A 13287-nucleotide genomic window follows, 5' to 3' on the forward strand; every position below is an offset into this window, starting at 1 on the left:
TACCAATGTGTTCAAAGATCACCACCTTTCTGCTTCAGCCAAGCTTTACGACTTTCATAGTCGGGCATGACCGAACCGAGCGTTTTCCAGAATTTTTCTGAATGGTCTGGAACCTTGATGTGCACCAGCTCGTGCACGACGACATATTCGATGATTCTGGGTGGTAGCTGCATTACCCGCCAGTGGAAGTTCAATGTCCCATCTGCGCTGCATGAGCCCCACCTGTATCCAAGATCCATTACCTAGACGAAGCGCCCGGGCTCAGCGCCAACGATTCTCTTCCACCTCTGAACGGTCTCATTCAGGTAGGGATGTGCCGCTCTAGTATAGTATTCTTCAATCCTCTTGCCCCCCGAGGCAGCTTGCTCTCGCCGCAACAGAAGCCGATCGCCCTCGAACCTGACGCTCGGCACACCGGTCACATTCTTGGGAACATCGACGAGTTTGAGGCGATAGTGCTTCCCAAGTAGATGGAAGCCTTCGCCATCCACAAACTCCGCGACCCGAAAAACGTCCTCGCGCGCACTTTCGCCCTGCTCAGCGAGCTTTTGATGAACCCATAATAGCTTTGAGGCTATAAGCTTTGTCGCCTCTTCTAGCGTTACTTCCTGCGGGAGATGAGCAAGGAGAGATTTGTCTCGTTCGACCGTAACACCGACCGTTCTCCGCTTTGTGCTTCGTTTGACTGAAAAGACGAGCTCGTCGATCTCGATCGTTTCGCTCATGACGTGAATGCCGCTCGGTTTGCCCTCGCTACCCCCATGCAGTCGGACGAAATCGCGTCCAAGTCACCGAAATCGAAGATGCTGCTATTATCGAGATGTTGAAAAATCCAGCGTCTGGCCTCCTCTTGGCTTACCGGATTATCCCAGAACCCTGAGACCGCGCTTTCTTCTCGCAAGTGCTGGACGATCCTGGCCGAAAGCTCTGCCAAGTCCGCATCTCGATCATCATGGCCATAGCGCAGGCGGAGGATTCCGAAGATCGGAGCTTCCGTGTGAGGTTCCAGACCATGGGCCGTGAAGCCGCCACCGGAGCGAGCGACAGCGTCATCGATCAGCGCCTGAAGTTGTAGGGCAATCTCATCCCAGTCCTCATGGTGGCTCTTGAGGATGCCATCAAGGCGATCGCTGAGCGTCTTGTACTTCGCAGGGTCCTTATCGAAGGAAATCGAAATGTGGTGGCGAAGAGCGTTTTCCATTTCCGACGCCTTCGCCCGCCCGCTCGGCTTCCGTGCCACCTCGGCGGCAAAGTTCGGGTCCAGGATCTCGATAGGAGGTACCTTCGGATCGATGCCCTGCGCGTTGATGAAGGCATCGAGCATGGCTTGAACCTTATGGGCGACCCCTCGGACGTCGAGACAACGATCTCGGTAGAGGTGGGCAGCAGCTTTGGCGATGAACGCATAGATCTTAACGTCACGCGTGAACGGTCGTGCCTCGGGGCGCGGCATGAGAGCATCGAACAAGCCGACGAGTTTCTTGACGAGAACGAGGAACTGAGCCCGGAACTTCTGGTCCTTCAGCTTGGTCACGCAGGCGTCGACGTAGGCTTGCAAGTCGGACCCGAGGGTTATTCCGACATCGGTGAAGTGTTTGACCACTGCGTCACGCGCTTGCCGCAGCTCCGGCAAGAGGTCTTCAGGCTTTCCAATGCCGCCGGTCAGATCGCTTTGGTCTTCCGCGTCGTAGATCGCCAAAGCGTCCGCGAGGTTCTTTCCGACACCGTAGTAGTCGACGACGATACCGAAGCGCTTGGCCTCCCCCGCCGTCCGGTTGGTGCGAGCGATGGCCTGCAGCAGCTCGGCGCCCGATATGGCCCGGTCGAGATACATCGCCTGTTCGACCTTGGCGTCAAAGCCGGTGAGCAGCTTGCTTTTCACCACGAGGATTGCGAGCGCGTCCTGAGACAGCGGCTTCTTGAAGCGTTCGATCCGCTGCTTCGTCTCCGAAACGCCGCCCCATGCCTTCAGATGTGGCAGGTCGTTGTGGTCCACGGATATGACCGCCGCGAACTCGAGAGCCTTAATCGTGTCGAGATAGGGCAGCGCTGTGGAGAGGAACGCCACGTCGCCTCCCGCGTCCTGCGCGTCCTCCGGAGCGATATCCTTCAGGATGTCCGCAGCGCCCTCGATGGCGGCAACGATCTCGTCGCGGGCGTCGTTCAAGGCGTCGACGTACTGGACCGCCAGCTCCCTGCTCGCTGCGACGAGCTGCGCCTTCAGGTCGTTGGGGAGAATGTTGACGATGTAGTGCCGGAGCACATCGATCGCTTTGGCCTTCAGCGGGTCAGCCGCGTTGAGGACACGCGCACGCGTTGCGTAGCGGTCCTTGATCGCCTCGCGCTCGTCGGCCGACTTTCCGGCAAAGGTGGCGTCGAACAAGCCGTCCAGCGTGCCCTTGTCCGTGACGTCGGCCTTCAGCTCCCGCCCCTCGTAGAGGATTTTCACGATGGCGCCGTCGGTCTCTGCGTCCCGAAGGAGATAGCGGTCGATGTAGGCTCCGAAGATCTCCCGCGTCTTCTTCTTGTTCTTCTCTTCGATCGGCGTCCCGGTGAATCCGATGCGCGCAGCGTTGGGCAACGCATCGAGCAGGTTCTGGTGAAGTCCACTGGTGTGCGAGCGGTGCGCCTCGTCGATGAGAACGAGCACGTCCTCGCTTTCGTTCAGAACGGGGAATGCCTTTCGCTCGCCGATCTTCGCGACCAACTTGCCGGAACGCAGCTCGCCGGTCTTGGCTGGCAGCAGGTTCTCGCCCTTGGCGTCGAGCTGCTCCTCGTTCTCGCCCGCGAACACGATCTCCTGCTCGTCTCCTTCGCCGTTCCGCTCCTTCAGCTTCTGGATCATCACGAACACGAGGTCCGGTTCCTGCCGGCCCAGATGCGTCTTCGCGCCATCGGCATTCCGCGCGACCCGCATGACCTGGCCGGCTAGTTTCGCCGTCTTCGACAGCTGATCCTCGAGGTCGGTCCGATCGGTGACCACGACCACCTTGAACCGGCGGAGCGCGGGGATCGTCCGCAGCTTCCTGACCAAGAAAACCATCGTCAGGCTCTTTCCCGAGCCCTGGGTGTGCCAGATGATGCCGCCCCGGCGGTCGCTCATGCCATCCTGACGGCGGGTCTTGCCCTCCTGCAGGCGCTGCAGCGCGATGTGCACTGAACGGAACTGTTGATAGCGCGGCACCACCTTGATGCGCACGCCGTCGTCCGTCGTCATGTAGACGGTGAAGGAGCGCAGCGCATCGAGCAGGTACTGCGGCCGCAGCAGGCCTGCCGCCATCACCTCTTGCTGCACCAGTTCCGTGCCCGGCGCCTTACCAAGCTCGCCGCACACCTCGTCCATGGCGGCGCGCGTCTGCTCGATGCCGACCGGTTTGACCGAGCGCCAGGGGAGGAAGTCGTCCGGCCGGGCGGTGACCGAGCCGACGCGGGCGTCGTAGTAGTCGGTGGCGACCAGCAGGTGGTTCGTCCAGAACAGCCGCTCCGCGCCTTCATTCTTTTCCGGCACGCGGCGGTTGGCGTAGCGGCGCATCTGGTCGATGGCAGTCGCGATGGGGTCGGTGACGGCCGGGCTCTTGGCCTCGACCACCACCAGCGGCAGGCCGTTCACGAACAGCACGATGTCCGGCACTATGAACCCACGGTCGCCGACAGCGCCGGGCGGGTCCACGCGGAACTGGTTGACCGCGACGAACTCGTCCTCGTCGCCCGGCTCGAAGCCGATGAAGCGCACGCGGCGTTCGTGCTCTCCATCGGGGCCAGAGACATTGACGTCGCGCACGATCTTGTCGTGCAGTTCCTCGTTGATCGCGATGAAGTCCCGCGAGGTCGGCCGCTCGAGCTGCGAGATCGCTTGGTTAATGCGGCGCTCGTCCAGCCATTCGGATCCATCTTCGTTGCGGTTCAGCCGGCGCAGCGCGGCCTCGAGCTGGTCGCGCTGCAGCGTCTGCTGGAAGGTGTCGCGGCCGAGCAGGTGATAGTCCTTGCGGCCGGTGCTCGGGTCCTCGTCGGCACCCTCGACATGGGTCCATCCCATGACGCCCAGCTGGCGCAGCAGGGGGCGTTCGACGACGTTCAGTTCGTCCAGACGGTCCTGCTGGCTCATTCGGCAGCCTGTCTATGTCCTTCGACAGTAACCCGCCCTGTTAGAAGGTCATCCCGAAGATTTTCTCGAAGAGCGTTGATTTTCTCCGCTTCTTCTCTGAGAAACCTCAGTCTTTTTTGAAGCGCCTCTAGTCTATCAGCGATCATCTCTTGTTCTGAGAGCGTTGGTACTGCTACCAAATATCCCTCTAGGTCGCTTCTTTTTACGTGGACGAGACCAGATCCGCCATGCGCCATCTTTTCCGCCCGCACCCGAACTTCGTCGAGCGCGAAATACAGCCAGCGTGCCGATACTCCCTCTTTTACAATTATCTTGAAAATATGTTGGTTTAAATACCCATAGGGTCCCTTCCAGACGAATGGCCCAAACGAGGTTCCGCGGTTGCCGGACCAGGAAAACAGCAAGTCACCGTAGTTAACATGGTATTTCTCGGGAACAGTGATTTTTGTATAATTGAAATCCTGTCCACCATTGAGATTTTGAATTCTGATGATCGGGGTGCCATCATTGAGCCAGTCATTTGGCTTGAATGCGAAGCCGTTGATAAGGTCTACTAGAGCGCCTAGCGGCCTAAGCGGCCATTTCAGTTCGCCATTCGTGTCACCCGTTATGTCTCCGATGCGAGCGCTAGTTCCACCGCTGTATCCAAGCTCAGCCATGAAGTCGCCAAACACCGAAGTTGCTTCCGCCCGATCATTCTCAATTTCGTCCAAGCTAGTGCGGTATTTGTCCCAAAGGCACTCAATACGGACGATAAACGCGCTAACACGCCTGATGCGGGCTGCTTCCAATCGGTCGAGCAGCCGCTCGCGGTCGATGTCGAGCACCAGTTCGCGGCAATCATCGTCGTCCAGTTCGGCCCGTGCGGCCGTCAGCCGCTCGACGAACGCCGCCTTGAGCCGCCGCAGGGTGGCGCGCGCCTCCTTCAGCTCCTCCTTGATCGCCTCGTAGGGTGCGAGCATGGCGTCGATGGTCTCGGCCTCCTCGACCAGCGGCGCGAGGCGGCGTTCGATGGCTGCCAGTTCGGCTTCGAACTCCCGCACATCCATGCCCTGCGCGCGCATCCAGTCGATGGAGCCCTTGGACGGCTTGCCGGTGCCTGTGGTTTTCACCAGCTCCTTCCGGCGCTTGTCGTCGTCCTTCATTTCGGCGCGCAGTTCCTTGCGCCGCTTTTCCAGCTCCTTGGCGAGGTTGCTGCCTTCCTCCGCCCCGTCCAGCCAGTCCTCGGCGCCCTCGACCCCGTCGCCCGTCTCCCAGGCTTCCTTCTCGGCCTTGATCCGCTCCACCTCGGCCTGCGCGGCGGACAGCTCGGTGACGTAGTCCGCCATGCGATGGCGCACGAAGGGATGGGCCAGCAGCTCCTCCAGCGTGACCTTCACGGTCTTCTTGGCGTCGCTGTCCTCGTCGTCGTCCGCGTCTTCATCCTCGAGCGCCGAACGCAGTGTCTCGACCCAGCCGTCGACCAGTTCGGCGAACCCGTTCTCGACGATGACGCGCAGCTCGTAGCGGATTTCGTCCCACCAACCCGCGATGGAGCCCATCAGCGCATAGCGGTCGAGGCAGCCGACCGGCAGCATGGCGGGCTCGAAGCTGTCGAGCATCTCGCGGCGCAGCGGCATCAGGCGCTTGCTTTCGGGAAGCTCGGCCAACCCGGACCGCGCCGACGACCACCAGGCATCGAAGGCCGCGACCATCTCACCTTGCCGCGTCGCAACGCCGGGGTTTGACTCGACCTGGGCCCTGATATCGGCACGCTTCTCGACGGCATCAGCGAACTCGGCGTAGTCCGCATCGCGGTCGACGAATGGCGTCTCGACGTCGAAGCCCTGTGCCTGCGCATGCGGGCGGATGGTCTCGATCTCCCGCTTCGGCACGCCGCCATGGAGGTGGGCGCGCACGTCGTGGGGCTCGGGCGGCGGGCTGCTGTCGGCATAGCGCCGGATGTTCAGGTTGCCGGCTTCGTCCTTGATAATGGCGGTGTTGTCGATGACCGCCGCGAAGCCGGGCACGTCAGCGAACGCGTCGTAGGCGCTGACGATCTTCTCGATGTGCTCCGGGTCGATGAAGTTCTGCGCGCGCCCCTCGCGATACTCGCGGTCCGCGTTGATGAAGAGCACCTTGCCTTTGCGCTCGTCGGGCTTCCCGTCCGGGTGGCGCATCACAAGGATGCAGGCCGGGATGCCGGTTCCGTAGAAGAGGTTCTGCGGCAGGCCGATCACGGCCTCGATGCAGTCCTCCTTGGGCAGTGCGAGCCGGATCTTCTTCTCTTCGCCGCCACGGAACAGCACGCCGTGCGGCATCACCACAGCCATCTTTCCGGTCTGCTTGAGGCTGGCCAACATGTGCTGGGCGAACATCAGGTCGGCCTTCTTGCCCGTCGTAGGGCACTAACCAAAGCGGAAGCGGTCGCCAAACTGGATGCCGCGCTTGGTGTAGTTCTGGCTGAAGGGCGGATTCGCGATCACCCTGTCGAACCGCATGAGGCGGCCGTCCTCGATGTGCTTCGGATCGACGAGTGTATCGCCATTCCGGATGTCGGCGTCAGGGATGCCGTGGAGTAGCAGGTTCATCCGGCAGATGGCCCAGACCGCGCCGTTGTCCTCCTGGCCATATAGGCTCAAGCGCCGACCGTCGTGCTGCAGGGCGTATTCGTAACCCTGGTTCAGCATGCCGCCGCTGCCGCAGGTGGGGTCGTAGAGCGATGTGCCGCCCTGCGGATCAAGGATGCGGACCATCAGTTGCACCACGCCGCGCGGCGTATAGAACTCGCCGGCCTTCTTGCCGGCGGAGTCCGCGAACTCGCTGATGAGGTATTCGTAGGCTGCGCCGAGGAGGTCGGGAAACTCGAAATCCTCGTCGAGCAGGCGATACTTGTTGAAGTGGCTGATGAGACGGCGAAGCCGCTCGTCGGGGATCTCCGAATCGCCAACCTTCCGGGCGAAATTGATGTGCCCCAGCACGCCCCTCAAGGCGTTGTGGTTCGCGTTCTCGAGCCCCTCGAGAGCCTTGTTCAACTAGTTGGCGACGTTGGCGTGGACATCGTTCAAGAGTCGATCCCAGCGGGCTACTGGAGGAACGAAGAAGGTTTTGGTGTAGGAGGACGGATGATCTGCGCGCTGCAGGGCTTCCTTTTCGGACCGTCCAAGCGCGCGCTGTTCCTTCAGAATCTTCTCGCGCTGCTGCTCGAATACGTCTGAGCATCGCTTCAGGAACAGTATTCCGAAAATGTACTCCTTGAACTCCGAAGCATCCATCTTGCCGCGAAGGATGTCGGCGGCCGCGAACAGGTGGCGTTCAAGTTTTTCGAGAGTTAGTTTTGCCAATGTCGCCCCGGTCATGGAATGAATGTGAGGGGCTTCGCACGCCTTGCTGGTTGCCCCAAACCTCCGATTTTAATAGCCGATTGAACCGCGCGAGGAAAGGACAGGCTTGTCGTCCTGGTTCGATGATGCCGCTCCAACCGCGTCAAGCTGGCCGCTCCAGTCAAGCGGGAACGGCCGAAGAACGCTACCTAGCGTCACGTTCGGCCCCTGCTTGCCGTCCAGGATCGCTTCAACAATGTCGGGCGCGAGCAAGGTTAGACTCAGGACGCGTGTCATGTAGGAGGATGCGATGCGCTTGCGTTCGGCCAGTTCGGCGACCGTTGGGTACTCGCTCGACTCCAGCATGCGCTTCCAGCGGAACGCGCGCGCCAGTGCCTTGACGAGTGTGTTGTCAGTCCGCCGCGGTTGCGCGGCGCTGTCCGGCAATTGCATCTCCTTCCGCCCGCCGCGTTTCACGACGCGGAACGGGATGTGGAGCGTGACAGTCTCGGGGATCGGCATGCCGCGTGTCATGCGGCTTCTCCGATCCCGCCGGACAGCATTTCGCGCACGAGGCCGCTCAGCCCATCGACGCGCAGCCGGACGTTCAACCCGTCTGTGCGCATGTCGACGCGCTCAACCAGCAACGTCACGATGCGTGCCTGCTCGGCGGGGAACAGTTCGTCCCACAGCGGATCGAACTGCTGCAGTGCCGCGCTGGCGTCGGATTCGGTGATGCCGTCGGCGTGGACGCGTGCAGCTTTCCACGTCCCCGCCACGATCTCCGGCTGGCGGAATACTGCACGGAGTTGGTCGATGACGGCCGCCTCGATCTCGCCCGCGGGCACGCGGCCGACCGGGCACGACCCGGCACCATGCTTCAGCACTCTCTGGCTGACGTAGTAGCGGTAGAGCCTGTCGCCCTTGCGAGTATGGGTCGGCGAGAACGCGGCGCCATCGGGACCGAAGAGTAGTCCCTTCAGCAGCGCGGGCGTGTCGGCGCGAGTCCGGGCGGCGCGCTTGCGGGGACTTTCCTGCAGGATGGCGTGGACGCGGTCCCATGTCTCGCGGTCGATGATCGCGTCATGCTCGCCGGGATAGCTGTCGCCCTTGTGGACCGCCTCGCCGAGGTAGGCGCGGTTGCTGAGCATCCGGTAGATGTATTTCTTGTCGATTCGGTTGCCGCGCGGCGTCTGGATTCCGCGCGTGCCAACCTCCCGCGCCAGTTCCGTGCAGGACCCGATCTCGAGGAAGCGGGCGAAGATCCAGCGCACATGCGCGGCGGCGGTCTCGTCAACCAGCAGCTTCCGGTTTTCCACCCGGTAACCGAAGGGCGGCACCCCGCCCATCCACATACCCTTTTTCCGGCTGGCGGCGACCTTGTCGCGGATGCGTTCGGCGGTGACCTCACGCTCGAACTGGGCGAAGGAGAGCAGGATGTTCAGCGTCAGGCGTCCCATCGACGTGGTCGTGTTGAAGCTCTGCGTCACCGAGACGAACGTCACGCCGTTCCGATCGAACACCTCGACCAGCTTGGCGAAGTCGGCCAGCGAGCGGCTGAGGCGGTCGATCTTGTAGACCACGACCACATCGACCAGCCCGTCCTCGATGTCGGCGATCAGTCGCTTCAGACCGGGGCGTTCCAGCGTGCCGCCCGAGATGCCGCCATCGGCATACTGATCGCGGACCAGCACCCAGCCCTCGGAGCGCTGGCTGGCTATATACGCCTCGCAAGCCTCGCGCTGGGCGTGCAGGCTGTTGAATTCCTGCTCCAGCCCTTCCTCGGAGGACTTCCGAGTGTAGACTGCGCAGCGTAGCTTGCGAACGACAGTTTTCGTCATGTCCGCCCCCTGTGGTTCTTGAGCCCGAAGAAGACCCAGCCGTTCCAGCGGGTGCCGGTGATGGCCCGCGCGATGGCAGATAGCGACTTGTAAGGCCGCCCCTGCCATTCGAAGCCATCGGCCGTCACCGTGACGACATACTCGACGCCCTTCCATTCGCGCAGGAGGCGCGTGCCGGTGATGGGGCGGTCCCGGTCGAGGCGCATTCCGCGCTTCTTCTTATCGCCGCCGTCCAGTTCCTCGCCCAGCCGTTCCAGCCGCCGGATCGTCTCGGGCTTCAAGCCGCCATAGGCGAGTTCCTGGATGCGGTAGGCGATACGGCTTTCGAGATAGCGCCGGTTGAACGGCGGCGGTTCGCTGTCGAACAGATCGCGCCACTGCCTTTTCAGGTCAGGCGTCGGTGTGGTCTTCAGCGCCGCCAGGCGCGCGGGGATGGGGTCGTGCGTCGTCATGCTTTCTCCGTTGGCTTCCGGGTTGCATGACGGCATTGGTCGGCCTGATAGTGTAGGCGAATTTCTCCAGTATCGTCAGAAGGTTCGCCCCGGTTGCGCCGCATCAGGCGGACCAGCCCGAGGGCGAGCAGGCCACACAGCTGAGTGCGGCGTTCGGCGGGCGTCATCTGGGCGGGAGGCAGTGGATTGGGGCGTTTCATGCGGGGATCGGCCGTATTCGGTAGAGTTGCTACCGATCAAAAGCCATCCGGCCGATGGAGACGGGACATCACAGCGCCACGAGCTTCCTCGATGCGAACAGGTTAAGAACATCGGGTCTTGCAGGGTGCGGTTTTGTCCACGATTATCGGAAGTTGAATCAATCAAGAGAATGTATTCGTTTAGGTGGTTTCATGGCGCGAAAGGCATCCCAGGTTGGCCCGCACATCCATAGCCTGATCGAGGATGCCCGCATTGACCTCGTCCGGGCTGTCCTCGCGGTGCGAGAGGGCGACAACGAACCCGATTTCGGCCTGCCCACTGCTATTCCAGATCCCTCGGACGAGGAAATGGCACACAGGTTTCGGCAAAACCTGTTGCAGATCCTGTCGAAATTCGATGCAGACGAGTTGCGGCCCGCCGAGCAGAGATCACGCCGCGTGCTGGCACTCGCCGAAGGCAAGGGTATCGATTCGCTCACGGCAATCACCGAGCAACAACTCGACGATGAGCAAACGCTCGAGTTCGATCGACAACCCGATCCGCTCTGCAAGAGCATCTGGGCATTTCTGAATGCCCGCCAGACATTCGAGGACGCCGAGAGTTTCCGCTTCGCTCGAAAATTCAGGGACTATGGCAAGCTCTACGATGCCTTCGAGGTGGAACTCGAAAAAGCGGTCAACCTTAATTCGGGGTCGATCGACGAAGCGGCTCTGGCCGCGAAGATCACGTCGGTGCTGCAACTCAAGACCGCCTGCACGGTGAAGGCCCTGGATCTTCCCGCCACTGCCGCGCACCCAGCGTCGATCATGCTGATCGTTCGTCATGGCGGCCCGCTGTCGAGCGTCCATGACCATCGTGACGACGGGCGCCGGGGCACGATCTATTATCGCCCGCCGAACGAGGCCACTCTCATCTACACGCCCGCCATCCGACAGATCGAGGTCTGCGCAGACAGCCCGGTCGTGCGGCAGGGCGTTGCCGGGTCGTTCGCTGAGGAGGCGCTGGGGCACGACGTTTCGCAGAAGCCGCTGACCTGGAAGCGCTACAACCTTTCGCGTTTCCGCAGTTCGCTGCGGCTCGATCTGGCGCGTATCTCTGGATACGAGATCACAGACGCGCGCGTCCTCGAGGCTGAAATCCGCCTTGGCTCATGGAGCCGGAAACTTCTTCTGAAGGTGGCGGCCGACGACGACATCGAGGAGGTCGCCGACCGCTATTTGAAGCCCAACAACATCTTCCGCCGCGCCGATGGCTTCAGCCGCGTGGGGATCGCCGTCACCTACAACCGCGTCGGTGACGACAAGGTACGCACGCTCAACATTACCATTTCCGGCTCGAAGAGCTGCAACCTCCAGAGCAACAAGGATCCGGATGAACGCAACCTTGGGTTTGCGCTTCTCGATGCCTGGGGCATTCTCAGCGCCTTCAAACAGATCGAGCCCACCGACCTGCGCGGGATTTTCCCGCAACTGGTCATGCTTCACGACCGGACCGAGGACGATGTCAGCGGCGAGTATCTGCGCGAGCTCGGTCTCGATCCGGACCGCATGATCCAAGGCGGTCTTCTCGACCGGCGGGGGCGCCAAGACATTGTGCTTATCGACGATGATGACCTGGGGGGAGAAGCCGAGGTCAAGCCATCCGGCATCGAAGGCATGTCGCGTGTTGTCGGTGCCTTCGGAAAAGATGGGGGCCTGAGGCCGACTTCGGATCTTGAGATGTACGAGATCAACCGCGAGTGGCTGCACGAAACCGTGGTTGGGCTTTTGAAGCCGATGCTGAACAAGCTCGCGGCGCAGGTGCTGGATCCGGACCTGTCGCTGCTCGGCTCCATGCGGATCGACGGTGCCGATGTTTCGATCTACTTCGCCCGCCGCCTTCACGACCTCAAGACGATTTTGCGCCTAGATCAGCTGATGCGCGCGCGCAACGCGGCAGGCGTCGGAATCGTGCTGTCGGCCAGCACTGAAGGTCCCGGATACCTGGGACCGAACCTCGTCGTCCCCGTTTCTGGTTGCATCTCAACCGGCACAGACGATCTTCTTCTCTCCCGAGATGCGCTCGAACTCGCCTACCGAACCAATCGTTCGCTGGCGCGGGGTGGTGCGACACCGCAGGTCCTGCGATCGGGCACGCAATCGGCGACGTTGCACATTCCTGGCAAGACATCGCTCGTGCTGACGGGTGCGGATCAGATCACGATCTTCGAACGACTGGTTGCGGCCGAGAAGGCTGGCTGCCCCGATGTCCAGGTCAAGCAGCTGATGGACGGACTTGGGTCGCGCAGTCCGCAGCAGGCCTTCCGGCAAGATGCCTGGGACAGCATCCGCGACGTCTACATCGGCGCGGGCGCGAAACGGGGATACTGGCGCCTTCTCGTTGAAGCACAGCCAGCCGAAGACGTAGCCGAAGCCCCGGTCGAGGAACCCGTCTAACAACGGTCTAACATGCGACGGAGGACGGTCTAACGAACCGCTGATTATTGGAAGGGCTCCACATAGAGGAGCTTTTTCATGCCGACTCCCTTCCCCCCTCGCCAGGCAGCCCCAACGAGCTGGTCCGGCGCCGCGAAGACCAAGCCCACCTCCCACAATTCGGAATGGCGCTGCACGCGTTGTGACAAGCTGCTCGGCGTCTGCCGGGACAGCCGCATGCACCTGCGCTTCGCGCGGGGGCACGAGTATCTCGTGGGCTTTCCGGTTCAGGCCACCTGCCGCGGCTGCGGCACGCTGAACCACGCGCCCGCGCGCTGACGCGCACCTTCACCCAACCCCCTGAAATCGCAGAGACGCGCGACGTCCTGACCTAGCCACGAGAAGGCGCCGGACGCCTGGCCGCAAGGCAGGCGTCCGATGTCCTTCGCGTGGCACGAGATCCGTGATCACCTCATGCATTCATCCTCCAACCTTCACTTCCAGCGCAGTTTCGACGCCGTCAGGCGCGCGCAGGTCGCCCTCGCTCCGTTCCGGGATCCGGCGGCCCTGCTGGACGGGCTGCACCGCACGCCCGGCGATCAGAGCCAGAAGAACCTGATCCTCTCTCTGCGCTCGTCAGCGCGGCTCAGGACGACGGGCCCGCGTCGGACTGCGCCTTGACGGTGTTGTTGCTGGCGCTCTGGCCCGGCCTCGACGCCATCCGGCGCCGGTCGCTCTGGCGCAGGCTCGGCACCGCCGACGAGGTCGCGTCCGACGTACTGGCGCGCACCACCGAGGCGGTCCGCGGCCTCGACCTCGGGCGCGTCAACTGGATCGCGGCGACGGTGCTGCGCAACGTCGAGCGCGACATGATCCGCGTGCGCCAGCGCGACCAGGCACGCGAACTGGACTTGCCCGGCTTTTGTGGAGAGCGTTTAGCTCACTTCCCGTGCCTTTCGCTCGAAGGCGATG

9 protein-coding genes and 3 pseudogenes are annotated in these 13287 nt (G+C 62.2%); 4 read left to right on the forward strand and 8 right to left on the reverse strand.

Features of this window, described 5'->3' with window-relative positions; translation table 11 throughout:
• Window positions 1-11: 11 nt before the first annotated feature.
• From DKT70_RS10670 to DKT70_RS10695, 8 genes and pseudogenes are all read right to left on the reverse strand, one after another.
• A pseudogene (locus tag DKT70_RS10670) lies at window positions 12-725 on the reverse strand (M48 family metallopeptidase).
• On the reverse strand, window positions 722-4105 hold the full coding sequence (locus DKT70_RS10675; RefSeq protein WP_111559110.1) for a type I restriction endonuclease subunit R: 3384 nt from the start codon (window positions 4103-4105) through the stop codon (window positions 722-724). Before DKT70_RS10675 ends, DKT70_RS10670 begins: the two are co-directional and overlap by 4 nt.
• Window positions 4102-5799 carry a restriction endonuclease subunit S gene (locus tag DKT70_RS18725; protein WP_325048037.1) on the reverse strand — a complete coding sequence of 566 codons (1698 nt, stop codon included), beginning with the start codon at window positions 5797-5799 and terminating at the stop codon, window positions 4102-4104. The genes DKT70_RS10675 and DKT70_RS18725 overlap by 4 nt, the downstream gene beginning before the upstream one ends.
• A 240-nt stretch (window positions 5800-6039) precedes the next feature.
• Window positions 6040-7065, reverse strand: a pseudogene (locus DKT70_RS18370) (HsdM family class I SAM-dependent methyltransferase); the annotation flags it as partial.
• Window positions 7066-7119: 54 nt separating this feature from the next.
• A complete protein-coding gene (locus tag DKT70_RS18195) occupies window positions 7120-7443 on the reverse strand; it encodes a type I restriction-modification system subunit M N-terminal domain-containing protein (protein ID WP_199559569.1) in 324 nt (107 codons plus the stop codon).
• 54 nt (window positions 7444-7497) lie between these two features.
• Window positions 7498-7941, reverse strand: coding sequence for a hypothetical protein (locus DKT70_RS10685; RefSeq protein ID WP_233490527.1), 444 nt, complete (start codon window positions 7939-7941; stop codon window positions 7498-7500).
• Window positions 7938-9248 (reverse strand): recombinase family protein, encoded by a 1311-nt coding sequence (locus tag DKT70_RS10690; protein ID WP_111559111.1) that lies wholly within the window; start codon window positions 9246-9248, stop codon window positions 7938-7940. Before DKT70_RS10690 ends, DKT70_RS10685 begins: the two co-directional genes overlap by 4 nt.
• Window positions 9245-9700, reverse strand: coding sequence for a DUF2924 domain-containing protein (locus tag DKT70_RS10695; protein WP_111559112.1), 456 nt, complete (start codon window positions 9698-9700; stop codon window positions 9245-9247). The genes DKT70_RS10690 and DKT70_RS10695 overlap by 4 nt, the downstream gene beginning before the upstream one ends.
• Window positions 9701-10092: 392 nt before the next feature.
• On the opposite strand from DKT70_RS10695, the gene DKT70_RS10705 reads away from it, so the two are divergent.
• The 4 genes and pseudogenes from DKT70_RS10705 to DKT70_RS18205 form a co-directional block, all read left to right on the forward strand.
• A complete protein-coding gene (locus DKT70_RS10705; protein ID WP_111559114.1) occupies window positions 10093-12336 on the forward strand; it encodes a hypothetical protein in 2244 nt (747 codons plus the stop codon).
• Between the two features lie 78 nt (window positions 12337-12414).
• Window positions 12415-12654 (forward strand): hypothetical protein, encoded by a 240-nt coding sequence (locus DKT70_RS17785; RefSeq protein WP_146612617.1) that lies wholly within the window; start codon window positions 12415-12417, stop codon window positions 12652-12654.
• 99 nt (window positions 12655-12753) lie between these two features.
• Complete coding sequence (locus DKT70_RS18200; protein WP_199559570.1) at window positions 12754-12996, forward strand: hypothetical protein; 243 nt, start codon at window positions 12754-12756, stop codon at window positions 12994-12996.
• Window positions 12993-13287 (forward strand): annotated as a pseudogene (locus tag DKT70_RS18205) (hypothetical protein); the annotation flags it as partial. The gene DKT70_RS18200 and the pseudogene DKT70_RS18205, both read left to right, overlap by 4 nt.

The sequence above is a fragment of the Paracoccus sediminilitoris genome, from assembly GCF_003259195.1.
GTDB classification, from domain to species: Bacteria; Pseudomonadota; Alphaproteobacteria; order Rhodobacterales; family Rhodobacteraceae; genus Paracoccus; species Paracoccus sediminilitoris.